17 protein-coding genes are annotated in these 19,339 nt (G+C 63.4%); 11 read left to right on the top strand and 6 right to left on the bottom strand.

Annotated elements, in window-relative coordinates; translation table 11 throughout:
* Positions 1–537 carry a ribosomal protein S18-alanine N-acetyltransferase gene (gene rimI / locus EK23_RS08380; protein ID WP_045224879.1) on the top strand — a complete coding sequence of 179 codons (537 nt, stop codon included), beginning with the start codon at positions 1–3 and terminating at the stop codon, positions 535–537.
* A gap of 16 nt (positions 538–553) precedes the next feature.
* On the opposite strand, the gene EK23_RS08375 is transcribed toward rimI, so the two are convergent.
* Entirely contained in the window at positions 554–1,858 is a 1,305-nt protein-coding gene (locus EK23_RS08375) for an MFS transporter (RefSeq protein WP_045224878.1), read from the bottom strand.
* 237 nt (positions 1,859–2,095) lie between these two features.
* Between EK23_RS08375 and EK23_RS08370 the strand changes: the two genes are divergently transcribed.
* Positions 2,096–2,605: a hypothetical protein gene (locus EK23_RS08370; protein WP_045224877.1), complete on the top strand. Its 510-nt coding sequence runs from the start codon at positions 2,096–2,098 to the stop codon at positions 2,603–2,605.
* Between the two features lie 17 nt (positions 2,606–2,622).
* Here the strand turns inward: EK23_RS08370 and EK23_RS08365 are convergent, their stop codons facing one another.
* The 3 genes from EK23_RS08365 to EK23_RS08355 all read right to left on the bottom strand — a co-directional run bounded on the left by EK23_RS08365 (position 2,623) and on the right by EK23_RS08355 (position 7,243).
* A complete protein-coding gene (locus tag EK23_RS08365; RefSeq protein WP_045224876.1) occupies positions 2,623–5,757 on the bottom strand; it encodes an efflux RND transporter permease subunit in 3,135 nt (1,044 codons plus the stop codon).
* Positions 5,757–6,788, bottom strand: coding sequence for an efflux RND transporter periplasmic adaptor subunit (locus EK23_RS08360; RefSeq protein WP_235281962.1), 1,032 nt, complete (start codon positions 6,786–6,788; stop codon positions 5,757–5,759). The genes EK23_RS08365 and EK23_RS08360 overlap by 1 nt, the downstream gene beginning before the upstream one ends.
* A gap of 83 nt (positions 6,789–6,871) precedes the next feature.
* Positions 6,872–7,243, bottom strand: coding sequence for a cupin domain-containing protein (locus tag EK23_RS08355; RefSeq protein WP_045224935.1), 372 nt, complete (start codon positions 7,241–7,243; stop codon positions 6,872–6,874).
* 266 nt (positions 7,244–7,509) lie between these two features.
* On the opposite strand from EK23_RS08355, the gene rimP reads away from it, so the two are divergent.
* The 7 genes from rimP (at position 7,510) to pnp (ending at position 15,969) form a co-directional block, all read left to right on the top strand.
* Positions 7,510–7,977: a ribosome maturation factor RimP gene (gene rimP / locus EK23_RS08350; protein ID WP_045224875.1), complete on the top strand. Its 468-nt coding sequence runs from the start codon at positions 7,510–7,512 to the stop codon at positions 7,975–7,977.
* 6 nt (positions 7,978–7,983) lie between these two features.
* Complete coding sequence (nusA, locus tag EK23_RS08345; RefSeq protein ID WP_045224874.1) at positions 7,984–9,489, top strand: transcription termination factor NusA; 1,506 nt, start codon at positions 7,984–7,986, stop codon at positions 9,487–9,489.
* A 28-nt stretch (positions 9,490–9,517) separates the two neighbouring features.
* Positions 9,518–12,127, top strand: coding sequence for a translation initiation factor IF-2 (gene infB, locus EK23_RS08340; protein WP_045224873.1), 2,610 nt, complete (start codon positions 9,518–9,520; stop codon positions 12,125–12,127).
* A gap of 28 nt (positions 12,128–12,155) precedes the next feature.
* A complete protein-coding gene (rbfA, locus tag EK23_RS08335) occupies positions 12,156–12,551 on the top strand; it encodes a 30S ribosome-binding factor RbfA (protein ID WP_045224872.1) in 396 nt (131 codons plus the stop codon).
* Positions 12,548–13,483: a tRNA pseudouridine(55) synthase TruB gene (gene truB / locus EK23_RS08330; RefSeq protein WP_045224871.1), complete on the top strand. Its 936-nt coding sequence runs from the start codon at positions 12,548–12,550 to the stop codon at positions 13,481–13,483. The genes rbfA and truB overlap by 4 nt, the downstream gene beginning before the upstream one ends.
* Before the next feature lie 83 nt (positions 13,484–13,566).
* Positions 13,567–13,836, top strand: a complete 270-nt coding sequence (gene rpsO / locus EK23_RS08325; protein WP_045224870.1) for a 30S ribosomal protein S15 — start codon at positions 13,567–13,569, stop codon at positions 13,834–13,836.
* A 45-nt stretch (positions 13,837–13,881) separates the two neighbouring features.
* Positions 13,882–15,969: a polyribonucleotide nucleotidyltransferase gene (gene pnp / locus EK23_RS08320; RefSeq protein WP_045224869.1), complete on the top strand. Its 2,088-nt coding sequence runs from the start codon at positions 13,882–13,884 to the stop codon at positions 15,967–15,969.
* A gap of 91 nt (positions 15,970–16,060) precedes the next feature.
* Here pnp and EK23_RS08315 read toward each other — a convergent pair whose 3' ends face one another.
* Together EK23_RS08315 and EK23_RS08310 are read right to left on the bottom strand one after the other, a co-directional pair.
* Positions 16,061–16,822 (bottom strand): MgtC/SapB family protein, encoded by a 762-nt coding sequence (locus EK23_RS08315; RefSeq protein ID WP_045224868.1) that lies wholly within the window; start codon positions 16,820–16,822, stop codon positions 16,061–16,063.
* 201 nt (positions 16,823–17,023) lie between these two features.
* Complete coding sequence (locus EK23_RS08310; protein WP_045224867.1) at positions 17,024–17,695, bottom strand: Bax inhibitor-1/YccA family protein; 672 nt, start codon at positions 17,693–17,695, stop codon at positions 17,024–17,026.
* Between the two features lie 66 nt (positions 17,696–17,761).
* On the opposite strand from EK23_RS08310, the gene EK23_RS08305 reads away from it, so the two are divergent.
* Both EK23_RS08305 and msrB read left to right on the top strand, forming a co-directional pair.
* Positions 17,762–18,829 (top strand): M42 family metallopeptidase, encoded by a 1,068-nt coding sequence (locus EK23_RS08305; RefSeq protein WP_200892122.1) that lies wholly within the window; start codon positions 17,762–17,764, stop codon positions 18,827–18,829.
* Between the two features lie 37 nt (positions 18,830–18,866).
* Positions 18,867–19,331, top strand: coding sequence for a peptide-methionine (R)-S-oxide reductase MsrB (gene msrB / locus EK23_RS08300; RefSeq protein WP_045224866.1), 465 nt, complete (start codon positions 18,867–18,869; stop codon positions 19,329–19,331).
* The last annotated feature ends 8 nt before the right edge of the window (positions 19,332–19,339 follow it).

Genomic DNA, 19,339 nt, shown 5'->3' with positions numbered 1-19,339 from the left:
ATGACCGGTATGTTGGACAGCTTCAAGAAGTGGCTCGAGTACGACGCGGAAAAGGACTTCTACGCCAAGCACTTTCCCTCCCTGGTGGAAAAGGCGGACCTGCAATTTCGGCCCATGCGCAAGGTGGACCTGAAAGCCGTACAGGAGATCGAGGAAAGCGCCTATGAATTTCCTTGGGAGCCGGTCACCTTCAAGGATTGCCTGAAGGTCGGCTACTGCTGCTGGGTGGCCGAGAAGGCGGGGGTGATCGTGGCCTACGGCATTGTCACCGTGGGCGCCGGGGAATCCCATATCCTCAATATCTGCATCGCGCCTTCGCATCAGGGCCGCGGCTACGGCCGGCTGATGCTGGAGCAGTTGATGCGGGTGGCCAAGGGTCACCGTGCCGAGATGATGATACTCGAGGTGCGGCCTTCCAACACGCGGGCGGTCAAGCTCTACCTGGACATGGGCTTCAACGAGATTGGCACCCGGAAAGGCTACTATCCGGCGAAAACCGGCCGGGAAGACGCGCTGGTACTGGCCAGGATGCTTTAGGCGCCCCGGCCGCGCCCTATCCAGAAGGGCGAGGTCTGAAGCCGGCCGCCACCAGCAGGGCTGCCAGGATCAGCCCCGCCGCGATCGCGAGCAGGCCGGATTCCACGCTGCCGGTGAACTGCCGCGCCCAGCCCACCATGACAGGTCCCAGGTAACCGCCCAGGTTGCCGATGGCATTTATCAAAGCGATGCCGCCTGCGGCGGCTGTCCCGCTGAGAAAGGCCGTGGGGAGCGACCAGAAGGTGGCCAGGGCGGCAAAGATGCCGGCGGTGGCGAGGGAGAGCCCCGCGATCGCCGGAACCGGCGCGTGCAAAAACAGCCCGCATAGGGCGAGCCCCATACCACCGGCCACCGCGCTACCTGCCACATGCCAACGGCGCTCATCCCTCAGATCGGAACTGCGGCCTACCAGGATCATGACGGCGCAGGCGCACAGGTAGGGGATCATCGACAGCCAGCCGGTTACCATCAGGCCACCCTGCTCCAAGTCGTGCAAAATCTGCGGCAGCCAGAACGACACGCCGTAGATGCCGGTAACCAGTAGCATGTAGACCAAGGCAAGCAGCCACAACCGCTGATTTCTGAGGCCGCGCAGGAAATCCTGCTCGTGACCCGCACGCTCCCGCGCCAGCCTGTCCGTTTCCAGATCGCGCCGGATGGCTAGCTTTTCGTCGTCGGTTAGCCAGCGCGCCGTGGCCGGCCCGTCGTCCAGAAACCAAAGGCAGGCGATCCCCATCAGGATGGCCGGCGCACCCTCCAGGATGAACAGCCACTGCCAGCCGCGCAGGCCTGTCCAGCCATCCAGTTTTTCCATGATGAGGCCAGACAGCGGGCCTCCAATGACTCCGGCGATCGCCAGGGCGGTCATGAACAGGGCGGTGGACCTTGCTCTTTGCTGGGCCGGAAACCAGAAGGTCAAATAAAGGATGACCCCGGGAAAGAACCCCGCCTCCGCCATCCCCAGGGCCAGGCGCAAGCCATAGAACGACCACTTGTCGTGGACCAGGGCCATGGCCAAGGAAATGAATCCCCAGAGCAGTACGATGCGGGCAAAGGCCAGGCGCGGGCCGAAGCGCAACAGCAACAGGTTGCTGGGCACTTCTAGCGCGAAATAGCCAAGAAAAAAGATGCCGGCCCCGAATCCGAAGTCCGTTTCGCTGAGTTCCAGGTCGCTGGCCATCTGCAGTTTGGCGAAGCCGACGTTGACCCGGTCGATGAAGGCTGCCAGGTACAGGACGAACAGAAACGGGATCAGGCGCCTCGCTGCCTTGCGGTAGGGGGGCGCGGCGTTCTGGCTGATGGGCGGGTCGGCGGATGTCATCAACGGGCGCTTGGAGTCTGGACCAGAGGGCTAAACATAGCCCGGAAACGTGGATTGGGCCATGCGGCGTGCCTGACGGGTCGGACTTTCAGGGAACCATGTTTTTTTCAAAGTGATTAAACCTTTTTACAGAATTCGGGGATTCAAGGGTAACTGTCACACTCGTGTGACAATCGGTTGAGGCCCACGCTGGAATCGGGTCGCATCCGGTGAATGCCACCCCGTCCGAGACAAAACATGCTGGAAGCCAAATTCAAGAGCGAGAGGTCCATGATGCCTGGCATCTGCCGCCGTTCGCCTGGCGAGAAGGACAACCCCTCCCACCACAATCGCATCGGCCGGTGCCTTATGGTTTGCGTTGTCGCTTTCGGGATGCTCGTCAGCCTGCCCGCGGCCGCGGGTCCAGAGGGTGACGCCAAGGTGAGCGGCACGACCGCCGATGAATCCAGCGCCCCGCAGCAGATCGTTGTGACCTTCGAGGCGGGGTCGTCAGGCCATGATAAACAACCGACGGCGCCGGCCACCGCCACGCGTGCCGACTTTGAGCCCATGACCATGCAACTGGCCAAACGTTACGGCATCACCCCGATCAAGGAGTGGCCGTTGGCGGTGCTGGGCCGGCAGTGTGTTGTCTTTCAAAAGGCGCCTGGCCAGGCCATCGGCCCGCTGCTCGAGCGTATCGGTAATGACAGCCAGGTCAGTTCGGTGCAGGTGCTCAATCAATTCTACGTGACGCTGACGCCATAACCACGTCCGCGCCGCTTCTAGGCAGATGGCGGGGGTGAGCGATGCGCACCCGGACTGTTGCCGCCCCGATCTTCCCCCGCAAAACTTCCCCAGCGCCAAAGTACCGCCGGCAGCACCAGCAAGTTGAGGGCTGTGGACGAGGTCAGGCCGCCGACGATGATCGCGGCCATGGGGCCCATGATTTCCCGTCCCGGATTGTCGCTGTTCACTGCAATGGGTAGCATGGCCAGCGCCGTGACCAGGGCTGTCATCAATATGGACGGCAGGCGCTGACGCGCGCCAAGCACCAGGGTGTCCAGGTCCCAGGCGCGATGTTCGCGTTCCACCAGGTGCCGGTAATGCGAAACCAGCATGATGGCGTTGCGCAGGGTGATGCCGAACAGGGTCACGAATCCCACCATGGAGCCCACGGAAAGCGCCGACCCGGTCATGAGCGCGCCCAAAACGCCACCAACCAGGGCGAAGGGGAGGTTCACCAGGGTCAGCAGGGTATTCCGCAGGCTCCCGAGTGCCAGGTATGTCAGGATCAGGATGCCCGCGCCGGCGAGCAAGGCCTGCACGATCAGGGCGCGCTTGGCGGTGGACTGCTCCACCGCGGCGCCGGTGAATTCGGGGTACATGCCGGGAGGAAATGCCACCTCGTGCACGACCCGCTCGCGCAGTTCGCGGATGAAGCCGTCCATGTCACGCCCCTGCACCTGACAGGTGATGGTCTGCACCCGCTGAGCGCCCAGGTGCAGGATGTTGTAGCGGTCGCCGATCTGCTGAATGTCGGCTACATCGCCCAGGCTGAGCATGACGCCGTCGGGCGTTTTCAAGGGAAGCCGGGCGACGCTTTCCACTTGCTGGCGGTGAGTGGGCGCCAGGATCACGCTCACGTCGTGGGTGCGGCTATTCTCGAAGTACCGGCCCACGACGCGGCCGTCGTAGGCGATCTGGACGGCCTCGGCGGCTTCCAGGGGGCGGAGGCCGACCGCCGCCAGCCGTTCCGGACGCAGCCTCACCTGCAGCAAGGGCGCGCCGGTGGGTGAACGCAACTGGGCGTCCGCCGCGCCGCGCACGGCTTGCATGAGTTTGAGCACTTCACGTGCCTTGGCATCCAGTTCCCCCAAATCGTCGCCATAGAGGTTGATCACCACGGGCGAGGTGTATCCGGAGATGGTTTCGTCGATGCGTTCGGTCAGAAAGGTGTTGGCCTCGTACAGTAGGCCGGGGAAGCTATTCAAGAGGGCACGCAGCCGGTCCAGCACGGCCTGCTGCCCAGCTCCGGATAGGGGGGCGAGGCGCACCTCATATTCGCTGTAGTGACTGCCGTAGGTGTCGGCGCCACGCTCGGCGCGCCCTGCCCATTGCGAAACGGACTCGACGCCGGGAATCTTCAGGAACGTCTCGGTCAACCGGCCACCCGTGCGCAAGGACTCCGCGAGGGACGTGCCTGTGATGCTGCTGGTGTGGACGATGTAATGGCCCTCACGCAGCTCCGGCAGAAAGCTTCCGCCCAGGGTAGGAGCCAGGACCAGGCCGGCGCAGCAGACGATGGCTCCCAGGACCAGGGTTTCCTGCGGGCGCGCGGTGGCGGCGAGCAGAAGCCGCTGGTAGCCCGGTTGCATCCGGCGTATCAGCGGCGGCGCCTCCAGGGCGCCGGGATATTGGCCGAGGATCAGGTAACACAGGGCCGGGGTGACGCTGAGAGCCACGGCGAGTGAGGCCAGGATCGCCAGGATATAGGCTTCGCCCAAAGGCGCGAACAGGCGACCGGCCACGCCGTTCAGGCTCAACAAGGGCACGAAGGCCAGGGACACGATAAAGCTGGCGTAGACCACCGAGCCACGCACTTCCATGGAAGCCGCGTAGACCACGCGCATAACGCTCCTGGGATGGGAGGCGCTGCGGTTTTCGCGCAGCCTGCGGAAGATGTTCTCGGTATCGATGATGGCGTCGTCCACCACCTCGCCCAGGGCGATGGCTAATCCTCCGAGGACCATGATGTTCAGGTTCACGCCGAACTGCAGCAGCACCAGGGTTGCGCCGAGCAGGGAGAGGGGGATGGCCAGCGCCGAAATGAAGGCCGCGCGCCAGTCGAATAGAAACAGGTAGAGGATCACCAGCACTAGCACCCCGCCAATGAGCAGATGGCCTGCCAGGTTGCTCAGAGAGCGTTCGATGTAGTCGGCGGGGCGAAAAAGGTGAGGATGCAGGCGGATGCCCTGCTTCGCGAGCAAGGGCTCGTAGGTCTTGAGCACCGCCTCTACGTCGCGGGAGACGCGCAGGGTGTTGGCCTGGTACTGGCCGATGACCATCATCACGATGCCGGGCCGCCCGCCGATGGCGGCGGCGCTGATGGGAACCCGCGGCGCCGCCTTAACTTCGGCCACATCGCCCAGGGTCACGTTCACGCCGTCCTTGCGCGCCAGCACCACGTCCCGCAACGACTCCGCGGCATCGGGCAGGCCCGTCACCTGCAGGCTGATGCGCTGGTTGTCATTTTCCACGAACCCGGCGCCGCGCATGCCGGTGGCCTGCTGGGCCGCAAGCAGGACCTCATTCAGGCCCAGGCCCAGTCGTCGGAGGCGGTTGGGGTCGATCTGCACTTGCAACTGGCGGACGTCACCGCCGAAGACATTGACGTCGGCCACGCCCGGCACCGACAGCAGTCTCGGCACCAGGTTCCAGTCCACCAGACTGCGCAGGTCCATGAGGCTCAGGCTTTCCGATTCCAGGCCCAAGGTCAGCACCGTGGCCGATGAGGAAGACAGCGGCACCGTGACCGGCGGCCCGATGCCTGGCGGCAGCAGACCCTGCAACGGGGTCAGGCGCTCGTTGACCATCTGACGGTTGCGGTAGACGTCGGTGTCCTCGTCGAACACCAGCGTTACCACCGATAGACCTTGCAGCGATTCGGAGCGTATCGTCAAAAGGCCCAGCAGGCCAGCCAGGCTGCGCTCCAGCGGCAGGGTCACCAGTTTCTCCACCTGTTCCGGCGAGAGACCTGGCGCCTCCGTCTGAATCACTACCCGCTTGGCGGCGAATTCCGGGAAGATGTCCAGACTCGCTTCCTTGATGCGGTAGCCGCCGTAAGCCAGGAGCAATAGCGCCACGGCCATCACTACGCCGCTGCGGCGGATGGCGAGGCGCACGACGGTGGACAGCATCAGTCGTCGTCCCCGTCTTTGGCGTGTGTCTGCGGTCGGAGTTCCTCGGACAGCAAGGTCTGTCCGCCGACGACGACCACGGATTCGCCGGCCTCGAACCCCTGCTGGACAAACCAGGCGCCGCCGAGATCGCGGTGGGGCCCGATGGGGCGGCGTACGAACTGGGTAGCACCCGCCTGGATGTAAGCCCAGGGACGGCCTACATGCCATACGATGGCACTCAGGGCGATGAGCACGCCGCTTTGACGCGCGCCCGCGTCGGGAAGCCATATGTCCACGCGCATCCCTGAGCGCAGGCCGGCAGCAGGCGCGGCGTAGAACCAGGTTTCGCCTTGGGTGGTTTCGTCGGTACGGGGGGCCGGGGAAACCAGTTCGGCTTCCCGCGCCTGCTGGCGCTCTCCCGATAGCGCGACCTTGATTCGACGGTACGTCTCGGGCCTGGCATGGCCCGGAGGCAGGCTTACCAGCAGCAGCACGCGTGAGCGCTCCAGCAGGCTGTGAAACAGGGGCGATTCGCGCTCGACGGCCTGGCGGAAGAGTTCTCCACCCCAGGATTGCAGCGCCTCTTCGCGCACCTCCTGCAGATTGCGGCGAAAACCTTCGCAGCGCGCCTGTTCCGATGCCAGTTGCGCCTCGGCCTGGATCAGATCGCGGGTGGGTATGATGGACTCCCGATGCAGATGAGAAATCCGTTCGTAGCTGCTCCGCGCCACCTTGAACTGGGCCTCGGCGATGGTGAGTTCCGACAGGGCGGCGCGGTAGCGCGCGCGCAGGCTCAGCAATTCCTGCATGTCCAGCACCTTGCCGTAAGCACGGGACTCATCCTCCAGTTCCAGCGCCTGCAGGGGGGCGGTCTGTATGCCGGCCAGGGCCTGGCCGTCATCGCTCAGGCTTACGGTGGCCGCTCCGGCGCTCGACGCTGGTGCGGCCAAGGCGCTGGTGGCCGGCTCATCTGCGTCCCGTTCGGCGGCGGCTGTCCAGGCAGGGGCGAGTTGCAGCGCGATGAGCAGGGGCAGCAGAATCTGGATCATCCTCGAGGGCAGCAGGGTCGAAACCCGGGCACTATAGCGAAAAGCGCGAGGTCTCGCATGCGGGTGCACAGGCTGCGGGCCTTTCAGGCTAAATCCTGGACCAGGATTTCGGTATCGTCGTGGGCATAAGGCGGCGAGCAGGCACACAGTATGTGCAGGGGGTTATGTCCCGTATTCTCGATTCGGTGCGGCGTGCCTGGGAGAATGGCCACTGTATCGCCCGGCTTTACCTCGAAACGTGCATCGCCCAAGGTCATCAGTCCGTGCCCGTGGGTGATGTGATACAGTTCCTCGGTTTCGTGATGGCGATGCAGCAAGGTGGTGGCGCCCGGCGCGACGACGGCCTCCGCCAGGCTCTGCCGGCGGTTGCCATGCAGGGCAGGGTGCATGAGTTCGCGGATTTCTGAACCATCCTTGGTTTGATAAGGCTGCACTTTCTCATACTCTGTTTTCATGATCTGCATTGCTCCCGCCGTGAATTTCAATGCCACCGTCGATTGCAGGTTCCGCCCTGGCGCCGTAGCCGGCAACTTGGACTTTAATTCGTCCGGGCACTCTGGTATAGTAGGCCATCTTTAGCGTAAGCCGGGCTGCCCGCTGGCGTTGCTGGTGGAGTGCCGAGTCCGGAAGTGGCCCTTATGGGCTTTTTTCGTTTTTAACGGGAAAAATAACAACAATGGGCCTTGCGCCCATTTTTTGTGGCTGCAATTCAGGTGTCTTGATGAAAATGCCGGAACGTTTGACCCGGCTGGTGGAACCGGTGGTGACAGGCCTGGGCTATGAGCTGGTGGGCGTGGAATTCGATTCGCACCAGCGCATCCTCAGGGTCTACATCGACCGTGAAGCCGGGATCGGCGTGGATGATTGCTCACGTGTGAGCCACCAACTCAGCGGTGTGCTCGACGTGGAGGATCCGATCCCAGGCAACTATCAGCTGGAGATTTCCTCCCCGGGCATGGACCGGCCGCTGTTCACCCCGGAACACTTTGAGCGCTTCGTGGGTGCATTGGTGCGCATTCAGGTGCTGCGTCCCGTCGAGGGGCGGCGGCGCTTCAAGGGCCGGCTGCTGGCGATTGAAGGCGGGACCGTGCACCTGGAAGAGGATGGAGCCCGCTACGCGATACCGTTTGAATCCATAGAGAAGGCCCGGATAGTGCCCGAGTTTGAGCAGAAAACCAGGAAAGGATGAGAGTCGATGGCGAATAAAGAAATTTTGCTGGTGGTGGATGTCGTCTCCAACGAAAAAGACATCGAAAAGGACGTCATCTTCAGCGCCATAGAGGACGCCCTGCGTACCGCAACCATGAAGCGGCACGATAACCGAATCGACGTGCGTGTCGCCATCGACCGCAAGTCCGGCGACTATGAAACCTTCCGCCGCTGGCTGGTGGTCGAGCCCAACGATGATTATGACTATGGCATCGAGGACCCCGATACCCAGATGTTCCTCGAAGACGCGCGCAAGCTGGACGCGGCAGCGGAACTGGGTGGCTACGTGGAACAGCCCATCGAATCCATCGATTTCGGCCGCATTGCCGCGCAGACCGCCAAGCAGGTCATCGTGCAGAAAGTGCGGGAGGCCGAGCGCAAAAAGATCGTTGATGCCTACAAGGACCGCGTCGGCGAACTGGTGACCGGCGTGGTCAAGCGCGTGGAACGCGGCAACGTCTATCTGGACCTGGGCGGCAATGTCGAGGCGCTGATTCCAAAGGAAGAGATGATCCCGCGCGAAGCGGTGCGCAACGGCGACCGCATGCGCGGTTACCTCCGCGCGGTGCGCCCCGAGGCACGCGGGCCGCAGTTGTTCGTCACACGTACCGCCCCGGAGTTGCTGGTGGCGCTTTTCCGCCTGGAAGTACCGGAAGTCAGCGAGAACGTGATCGAGATCATGGGCGCCGCGCGTGACCCGGGCGTGCGCGCCAAGGTGGCGGTGAAGAGCAATGACCCGCGCCTGGACCCGGTAGGCGCTTGCGTGGGCATGCGAGGCTCGCGGGTACAGGCGGTTTCCAACGAACTGGCCGGCGAGCGCGTGGACATCATCCTGTGGAACGAAAACGAAGCCCAGTTTGTGATCAACGCCATGTCTCCCGCTGAAATCGTTTCCATCGTGGTGGATGAGGACAAGCACAGCATGGATGTGGCGGTGGCCGATGAGAATCTGTCCCAGGCCATAGGCCGCGGCGGTCAGAATGTGCGCCTGGCCTCGGAGCTCACCGGCTGGGAGCTGAACGTGATGAGCGCCACCCAGGCGGAAGAGAAGAACGAAGCCGAGGCCTTGAACCTGCTCAACGATTTCGTGGAGCAGTTGGGGGTGGATGAGGATGTCGCGGAAATACTGGTGCGGGAAGGTTTTTCCAGCGTCGAGGAACTGGCCTACGTGCCCGCAAAGGAATTGCTGGAAATCGAGGAATTCGATGAGGACATCGTCGAGGAGCTGCGCAACCGCGCTCGGGATGCCCTGCTGATTCGGGCCATCGCCAGCGAGGAGAAGCTCGAGTCCGTGGAGCCGACCCAGGAACTCCTGGAAATGGAGGGCATGGACCGCGAGTTGGCCTTTTTGCTCGCCAGTCACGGCGTGCGGACGGTGGATGACCTGGCCGAGCAGTCCGTTGATGAGTTGATGGAGGTGCCGGGCATGGACGAGGAGCGGGCCGGCAGTCTGATCATGAAGGCCCGGGCGTCTTGGTTTGCGGAAGGCTAGGGAATTGAATGAGAGCGGGGCGAGAAGTATGAGTGACGTGACGGTAAGGCAATTGGCGGAAGTGGTGGGCATCCCGCTGGAGCGGCTCCTGACGCAGCTCGGGGATGCGGGGCTGCAGGTGGCGAGCGCGGACGACATGCTCAGCGATGCGGAAAAGCTCAAACTGCTGAGCCATCTGCGGCAGAGCCATGGTAAGGAGCAGGGCGACGGCGCCGAGCCGCGCAAGGTGACCTTGCAGCGGCGCACGGTCAGTGAGCTGAAGCAGGGCAAGGTGCCTGGAAAAGGCGTCAAGACGGTGAGTGTGGAGGTGCGCAAGAAGCGAACCTACATCAAGCGCAGCGAACTGCCCGAGTCCAGCGAGCGCCGGCAGGAGGCGGAAAAGGCGCGCCAGGCTCTGGAAGACCAGCAGCGCGAGTTGGAGGCGCAGGAAACCTTGCGCCTGCAGCGCGAGGAGGCGCAACGTCAGCAGGCCCTGGAGGAAGAGCGCAAGGCCCGCGAGGCCAGCGAGCTTCTGGAGCGTCAGCGCGCTGAAGAAAAAGCGGCCAAAGAGGCGGAACCCATGCCCGTACCGCAGCCTCCCGTGGTCGAGAGGGCCGCGCCGGAGCCCGTGGCGCCCCCGCCTCCCCCGCCTGTCCCAATACCTGCCGTCGCGCCCCCGGTCCGGCCAGCCGCGCCGCCACCTGCCAAGGCGGCGGAGGATCTCAAGCGTGGTAAGAAGAAGGCTCCCTCATTTGGCGACAAGTCGGTCAGGCGGGAGGAAGGTCGCGAAGGACCGGATCTGGATGATCGCCGGGGCAAGCTCAAGAAGGGCAAGTCGCGGGGTCCTGTGGTCATGCCGGAGCAGCGGCATGGTTTCGAGAAGCCCACCGCTCCGGTGGTGCGTGACGTGCAAGTGCCGGAGTCCATCAGCGTTTCCGACCTGGCCCTGCGCATGTCGGTCAAGGCGACGGAAGTCATCAAGACCTTGATCACCAAGATGGGGGTCATGGCCACCATCAACCAGACCCTGGACCAGGACACCGCGATCCTGGTGGTTGAGGAGATGGGGCACAAGGCCATCGCCCAGGCGGAGGACAACCTGGAGGCTGAGATCATGGCCAGCATGGCGGACGAGGAAACCGCCGAGTTGTTGCCCCGGGCGCCTGTGGTCACCATCATGGGCCATGTGGACCACGGCAAGACCTCGCTGCTCGACCATATCCGCAAAAGCCGCGTGGCGGCCAGCGAGGCGGGCGGCATCACCCAGCACATCGGCGCCTATCAGGTGAAGACCGACCACGGCTCGGTCACCTTCCTGGACACGCCCGGTCATGCTGCGTTCACCGCCATGCGCGCCCGTGGCGCCCGCGTTACCGATATCGTGGTGCTGGTGGTGGCGGCCGATGACGGCGTGATGCCCCAGACCCGGGAGGCCGTGGAGCACTCCCGCGCCGCCGGAGTGCCCATCGTGGTGGCCATCAACAAGATCGACAAGCAGGATGCCGATCCGGATCGCGTCAAGCAGGAACTGGTGGGCCTTAACGTAGTGCCGGAGGAGTGGGGCGGCGACACCCAGTTCGTGGCGGTGTCCGCCAAGACCGGTGTGGGCATCGATGAGCTGCTGGACGCCATCCTGCTTCAGGCCGAAGTGCTGGAGCTGAAGTCGCCGCAGAAGGTGGCCGCCACCGGCGTGGTGATCGAGTCCAAGCTGGACAAGGGGCGGGGCCCCGTGGCCGACATCCTGGTGCAGAAGGGTGTCCTGCGCAAGGGCGACTTCATCCTCTGCGGGCAGGAATTCGGGCGTATCCGCGCCATGTTCAACGAGAACGGCAAGCCTTTGAAAGAGGCCGGGCCCTCCACGCCGGTGGAGATCCTGGGCCTGTCTGCCACGCCCAACGCCGGTGACGACTTCGTCGTCGTCGCGGACGAGCGCAAGGCCCGCGAGATCGCCCTGCACCGCGAGGAGAAGTCCCGCACCACCAAGCTGGCCGCTCAGCAGGCCGCCAAGCTGGAAGACGTGTTCTCGCGCATGGAATCCGCCGAGTCCATCGACCTGAACCTCATCATCAAGGCCGATGTGCAGGGCAGTTTGGAGGCGCTGCGCGGGTCGCTGGTAGATCTTTCCACCGACAAGGTGAAGGTGAAGGTGGTGGCCGGCGGCGTGGGTGGCATCACCGAGTCCGACGCCAACCTGGCCTTGGCCTCCAGCGCCATCATCATCGGCTTCAACGTGCGTGCCGACGCCACCTCGCGCAAGCTCATCGAGGAGCGCGGCGTGGATCTGCACTATTACAGCGTGATCTACGACGTCATCGACGAGGTCAAGAAGTCCATCAGCGGCCTTCTGGCTCCGGAGTACAAGGAGCAGATCGTGGGTATCGCCGAGGTGCGCGACGTGTTCCGCTCGCCCAAGTTCGGCGCCATTGCCGGCTGCATGGTGACCGAGGGCTTCGTCAAGCGCAACCTGCCGATCCGCGTGTTGCGGGAGAACGTGGTGATCTACGAGGGCCAGTTGGAGTCGCTGCGCCGCTTCAAGGACGACGTCGGCGAGGTGAAGATGGGCATGGAGTGCGGCATCGGCGTAAAGAACTACAACGACGTCAAGACCGGCGACCAGATCGAGGTATTCGAAAAGGTCCTGGTGCAGCGCGCCTCATGAAGTCGTTCCTGATGGTAGGGGCTGCCTGATGCCGCGTGAGTTTACCCGTAGCGACCGTGTCGCGGCGCAAATGCAGCGCGAATTGGCGGAGTTGCTGAGGACCCGGGTCCGCGATCCCGCTTTGGGCATGGTGACCTTGAACGCGGTGGAACTTACGCGCGATCTGGCGGTGGCAAAGGCCTACGTCAGTTTTCTCGGAGCCCGCGAGGAGGCCAAGGCCTGCATCAAGATCCTCAATCAGTCGGTTCCGTCCCTGCGGCATGAACTGGGCAGGCGCATCCGCATGCGGGTCATGCCCGAGCTGCGCTTCGTGCACGATGATTCCATCGAGCGCGGGCTGCGCATCCAGTCCCTGTTGGCCGGAAACCCGCCGGAGGGCGACGGCGCTGCCAGCGACGCGGATCGTCAGGCCGAGGACTCATGAGTCGTGTCCGCAAGGGCCGCCCCATCGACGGCGTCCTGCTGCTGGACAAGCCGGCCGGAATAACCTCCAACGGCGCGGTGCAGCGGGTCAAGCGCCTGTTTCAAGCGCAGAAGGTCGGACATACTGGCAGCCTCGACCCCATCGCCACCGGCCTGTTGCCCATCTGCCTGGGCGAGGCGACGAAGTTCTCGGCCTTCCTGCTGGATACGGACAAGCGCTACCGGGTGTTGGCCCGCCTTGGCCGCACCACCACAACGGGCGACTGCGAGGGCGAGACGGTCGAGGAGCGGGCGGTGCCGGGACTCACGGATGCCCTGATCGAGTCGGTCCTGCCTCGTTTTCGTGGAGCGATCGAGCAGGTGCCGCCCATGTATTCCGCACTCAAGCACCAGGGACGGCGTCTCTACGAACTGGCGCGGCAGGGCCTCGACGTGGAGCGGCCGGCGCGCAGCATCGTCATACATGAACTAAATTTGCTTGACCGTGGGTCCGACTGGCTGGACCTGGACGTGCATTGTTCCAAGGGAACCTACATCCGCAGCCTGGTCGAGGACATCGGCGAGGCCCTGGGCTGTGGCGGTTATGTGGAGCGCCTGCGCCGCACGGCCGTCGGCGAATTCAGCCTGGAACATGCACTGTCCCTGGAACAATTGGAAAACCTGGACGATGCGGAACGCGTGCGGGCGCTGCGGCCACCGGATGCCACCGTCACCGGTTTTCCAATGGTTTCCCTGACGCCCGACCTGGCCTTCCACATGCGCCGCGGCCAGGCGGTGCTGGTGCCGAAGCTCAACGCGCGGGGGCCCTTGCGCCTGTACGCAGGCGAGCGATTCCTGGGTATCGGCGAGATGACCGAGGACGGTCTGGTGGCGCCACGGCGATTGGTGGTGCAAGGGAACGGCGGCGCCGAATCGGCACTATCCGGGACCTAGAAGCGCATTCCGCCTTGTTCGAAGGTGAGTTAGGGCGGTAAAATACTTTGTTTGATTTTGACTGACATCTTTGGAGTTTAGAAATGGCTTTTACCTCAGTTGAAAAACAGGCGGTGCTCAAGCAGTACCAGCTGTCGGCGAACGACACCGGCTCGCCGGAAGTTCAGGTGGCGCTGCTGACCGCGCGCATCAACCACCTGACCCCGCATTTCAGCCAGCACAAGAAAGACCACCATTCCCGCCAGGGTCTGCTGCGCCTGGTCAATCAGCGCCGCAAGCTGCTGGACTACCTGAAGAGCAAGGATTCCGACCGGTACCGCTCCCTGATCGAGCGCCTTGGTCTGCGCAAATAAGCTCTGGCTGACCTTCGAACCTGTGCCGCTGACAAGGAAATAATCGTGAACCCTCCGACTCGGAAACAATTTCGCTACGGTGACCACGTCGTAACCCTCGAAACGGGCGAGATCGCCCGCCAAGCTGACGCCGCCGTCATGGTGGACATGGACGGAACCGTGGTGCTCGTGACCGCAGTCGGGTTGAAGGAGATCACCCGGGAAGGCGATTTTTTCCCCCTCACGGTGAATTACCAGGAGAAGACCTATGCCGCGGGACGCATCCCCGGCGGATTCTTCAAGCGCGAGGGGCGTCCCAGCGAGAAGGAAACCCTCACCGCGCGCCTGATCGACCGTCCCGTGCGCCCGCTGTTTCCTGAGGGGTTCACCAACGAAGTGCAGGTGGTGGCGACGGTGATGTCGCTGAACCCCGAGATCGATCCGGATATCCCCTCCATGTTGGGCGCTTCTGCGGCGCTCACCCTCTCCGGCATGCCCTTCAAGGGGCCGATCGGCGCCGCGCGGGTGGGTTACGCTGAGGGTCAGTATCTGCTCAATCCGAGCAAGAGCCAATTGGGAACCTCCGATTTGGATCTGGTGGTTGCCGGTACAGAGAAGGCGGTGCTGATGGTGGAGTCCGAGGCGAAGATGCTGCCCGAGGACATCATGCTGGGCGCTGTACTGTTCGGCCATGAGCAGATGCAGATCGCCATCAAGGCGATCCTTGAACTGGCCGCCGAAGTCGGTGTGAAGCCGTGGGACTGGAAGGCGCCCGAAGCGGACGCTGCCCTGATCGCCGCCGTTTCCGCGCAGGCCCGCGAGAGCATCGCCAAGGCCTACCTCATGCCCGAGAAGCAGTTGCGTCAGCAGACCCTCAAGGAAATCCGTTCCGCTGCCGTTGCCGCCCTCACGGCGGACGAGCAGTTTCCCGAGAAGGCGGTGCGTGGCGCCCTGGAGAACCTGGAGTACGAGGTGGTGCGCAGCAACATCCTGAACGAGGGCAAGCGCATCGACGGCCGCGACATGAAGACCGTCCGCCCCATCAGTATCCGCACCGGCGTGCTGCCCAGAACCCACGGTTCCGCCCTGTTCACTCGCGGCGAGACCCAGGCTCTGGTGGTTGCGACCCTGGGCACGGGCCGCGATGCACAGCTCATCGATGCCATCGACGGTGAATACAAAGAGAACTTCATGCTGCACTACAATTTCCCGCCGTACTGCGTGGGTGAGGTGGGCATGATCGGCTCTCCAAAACGCCGTGAAATCGGCCACGGCCGCCTGGCCAAGCGCGGCGTGCAGGCCGTGATGCCGACCCAGGAGGAGTTCCCCTACGTGGTGCGCGTGGTTTCGGAAATCACGGAATCCAACGGCTCCAGTTCCATGGCTTCAGTGTGCGGTTCCAGCCTGGCCCTGATGGACGCGGGCGTGCCGACCAAGGCGCCGGTGGCGGGCATCGCCATGGGCCTGATCAAGGAAGGCGAGAAGTTCGCGGTTCTGTCCGACATCATGGGTGACGAAGACCACCTGGGCGACATGGATTTCAAGGTGGCCGGCAGCCGCACCGGCGTCACCGCCCTGCAGATGGACATCAAGATTGATGGCATCACCCCGGAGATCATGAAAGTCGCTCTGGCTCAGGCCAAGGACGGGCGCATGCACATCCTGGAGAAGATGGAGGCCGAATTGGCCGCGCCGCGCCAGGAGATGTCCGATTATGCGCCCAGGATCATGAGCTTCAGCATCGATCCCAGCAAGATCCGCGAGGTCATCGGCAAGGGCGGGGCTACCATCCGCAGTATCACCGAGGAGACCGGCGCCAGCATCGACATCACCGACGATGGCGTGATTCGCGTGGCATCCGTGGACAAGCAGGCTGGCGCGGAAGCGCGCCGCCGCATCGAGGCCATCACCGCGGAAGTGGAGGTGGGCAAGATCTACGAGGGCAAGGTGGCCCGCCTTATGGATTTCGGCGCGTTCGTCACCATCCTGCCCGGCAAGGACGGCCTGGTGCACATTTCGCAGATCTCCGACGAACACGTGGAGAAGGTCAGCGACAAACTGTCCGAAGGTGACATGGTGCGGGTGAAGGTCTTGGAAATTGACCGTCAGGGCCGTGTGCGGCTGAGTATGAAGGCCGTGGAGGCCGCTACCTGAGCGGTTTACGCAACGTTCTCCGCGACTCAGCAAAACCCCGGGCGATCCCCGGGGTTTTGCGTTTGTTCGGGGCAAACCGCCGTCTCGGTGTTCAGTTCCGCGCGTGGGAAACGTGGAAGCGCTCGACACCCGTCAGGGCGGACATTTCATGGGAAAGTTGGGAAAGCGGCATGCCCCGGCCCCGGCCCAGGGCGACGGCGACGAAGCGCCACTCCATTTTGTCGTGCTCGAAGTTGATGGAGAATGATCCGGGCGCGATTTCGTAGCCCCGCTCCAGCGTCGCCTGGGCGAGGTCTTTTTCCTGTGGCGCAAATCCCGGCTGAAAGCGCAGGCTGATCGCAATGGCGTGGCGCGAGGGCAGCCAATTCTCCACCTTCGAGGCCCACATCATGCAGCCGGCGGAAATCAGCGATAGCAGGATCGCGGCGCCATAGAACCCGATGCCCACCAGCACGCCGATGGCCGATGCGGTCCAGATTGAGGCGGCGGTGGTCAGCCCGCTGATGTTGAGTCCTTCCTTCATGATTACACCGGCGCCGAGGAACCCGACTCCCGTTACGATGCCCTGGATGACCCGTGTCGGGTCCGGTGGCACGGTAAAGGCGCTATGGGCGGCGGGATGGCCGCCGTACCAGAAACTGGGGTAGCCGACGATAACGGTGAGGGCGCAGGAGGCGATGCAGACCAGGCCATAGGTGCGCATGCCGGCGGCGCGGCCGTGGTAGGAACGCTCATAGCCTACCAGGAAGCCTAGGAGCAGCGAGCCCGCCAGATTCATGAAGACGATGAGGTTGACGCCCATTTCAGGTCCTGACCAGTATGCGGCCAGCGCCTCCTTGGAGAACAGGTCCATGGCTGTGATCTCGCGGCAAGGTGTCGGTCACTCACGGCTCACGCGCCGTGGCTTTCAACGAGCCTCGGCGTAGGACGACAGACAAGCGCCGGGCTATCGGAAGTATAGGCGTTTGGGGGAGAACTCAGACGTGCCCCGCGCAGCGGGGCGAGAGAGTGAAGGATGGGAGGGAGCTTAGCCTCCCTCCCGATGGAGAGCGTGTCAGTCGTCGCTGCTGAAGATACCCAGCAACTGCAGGAGGCTGGTGAACAGGTTGAAGATGGAAACGTAGAGCGAAACCGTGGCCAGAACGTAATTGGTCTCGCCGCCGTGGATGATCTCGCTGGTCTGCCACAGGATCATGCCCGACATCAGCAGGACGAACATGGCGGAGACGGCCACATGCAGGCCCGGCATGGCGGGAACGAACAGGGAAACCAGGCCAGCCAGGAAGGCCACCAGGATGCCCACCATCAGCATGCCGCCCATGAAGCTGAAGTCCTTGCGCGTGACCAGGGCATAGCCTGACAGGCCCAGGAAGATGGCGCCGGTGCCGCCGAGGGCAGTCATCACCAGCTGGCCGCCGTTGGCTATCTGGGTCACGTAGAAGTTCAGGATCGGGCCCAGGGTCATGCCCATGAAGCCAGTCAAGGCGAATACCCAGACGATGCCCCAGGCGCTGTTGCTGAACTTGTTGGTGAGGAACAGCAGGCCGAAGTAACCGACCAGGGTGATGATCGGGCCCGGGTAGGGCATGCCCATCACCATCGATACGCCGGCGGTGAAGGCGCTGAACAGCAGCGTCATGGCCAGCAGACCGTAGGTATTGCGCAGGACTTTGTTGGTTTCCAGAACGCCCACGCGGGCGCGCTGGGCGATATCATACTGGTTCATTTACGGTTCTCCTTCTCGGTGTAAAATTCATAACATTCGACTGTGAAATGGTACCGTAGTTTCCCAATGATGCAATCCAGCGGTGACTGCCCCGACTCCTGGCAGCGGCTTTGCCAGCGTATCGAGTCGCTGGTGCTGTGTCACTCCCCCAGCGGTGCCGAGGACGAAATCGATGCCTTGATCCTGTCGCAACTGCGGCGGCTGCGCGTCGAGTGCCGGCAGGATGCGGCCGGCAATATCATCGCCAGCATTCCGGGCCGCGACCGGTCGCGCAATCTGGCCATCACAGCCCACAAGGACGAAATCGCCGCCATCGTCAAGCGCGTGGCACCGGACGGGCGGGTGGAGGTGCGCAAGCTTGGGGGGGCCTTCCCGTGGGTTTACGGAGAGGGAGTGGTCGATCTCCTGGGCGACCATGGCCTGGTTTCGGGCATTCTCAGCTTCGGGTCACGCCATGTGTCCCACGAGTCGCCGCAAAAATGCCATCAGGAGGAGCGGGCGCTCAAGTGGGAAAATGTCTGGATCGAGACCAAGCTCAGCGCCGGACAACTGGAGGCGGCAGGGGTACGGGCAGGAACCCGGATGGTGGTGGGCCGCCACCGCAAGGCGCCTTTCAGGATGGGCGATTACCTGGCCAGTTATACCTTGGACAACAAGGCCTCGGTGGCCCTCCTGCTGGACCTGGCGGAGACCTTGGGCGAGCCGTGCTGCAATCTTCATTTGGCATTCACCGCCCGCGAGGAAGTTGGCGCCATCGGCGCCATGTTTTTTACGCGCAGCCTTGCCATCGATGAACTGATTGCCCTGGAGATCTGTCCTAAGTCGGCGGAGTATCCTCTGGCTTCGGATGAGACGCCGGTCCTGGTCTCCCAGGACGGCTACGGTCTCTACGACGAGGCGCTCAACCTGAAACTGGCGCGGGCCGCGGTTTCCGCTGGTTTATCCGTTCAACACGTGGTGCTCAATGGCTTTGGAAGCGATGCCTCCATTGTGATGAAGAACGGCCACGTGCCCAGGGCCGCCTGCCTGGGGTTCCCCACGGACAACACCCATGGCTACGAAATCGCGCACCTGGGCGCCATCGAAGGTTGCCGGCAGGTGCTCGCAGCTTACTGTGGGAATCCCGGCGCGTAGTGGCGGCCCGCCCGATATTTTGATTGGAGACGAGTTCATGAACTGGCGCAAAGGCGAGTATCGAAAGCCGGATCCGGAGACGCTTAAGGGCAGTCTGGACGAGGAACAGTTTTACGTGACCCAGGCCTGTGGCACCGAGCCGCCCTTCAATAACGCCTACTGGGATAATCACCGGGCCGGGATCTACGTGGATGTGGTTTCGGGAGAACCCTTGTTCAGTTCGCTGGATAAGTTTGATTCCGGCACCGGCTGGCCCAGCTTCAGCCGGCCGCTGATCCAGGACAATATTCAGGAGCACCGCGATGTGTCCTGGATGATGGTGCGCACGGAGGTGCGCAGCACCCACGCCGATTCACACCTCGGCCACGTCTTCGACGACGGCCCTGCACCCACGGGACTGCGCTATTGCATCAATTCCGCGGCCCTGCGCTTCATTCCCAAGGAAGACCTGGAGCAGGAGGGCTATGGCGAGTACCTGGCCCTGTTCGGGGGACAGGAGTGAGTCTTTGG

It is taken from the genome of Methyloterricola oryzae, assembly GCF_000934725.1.
GTDB lineage: Bacteria > Pseudomonadota > Gammaproteobacteria > Methylococcales > Methylococcaceae > Methyloterricola > Methyloterricola oryzae.
This window is presented reverse-complemented; position numbering and strand designations above follow the sequence as displayed.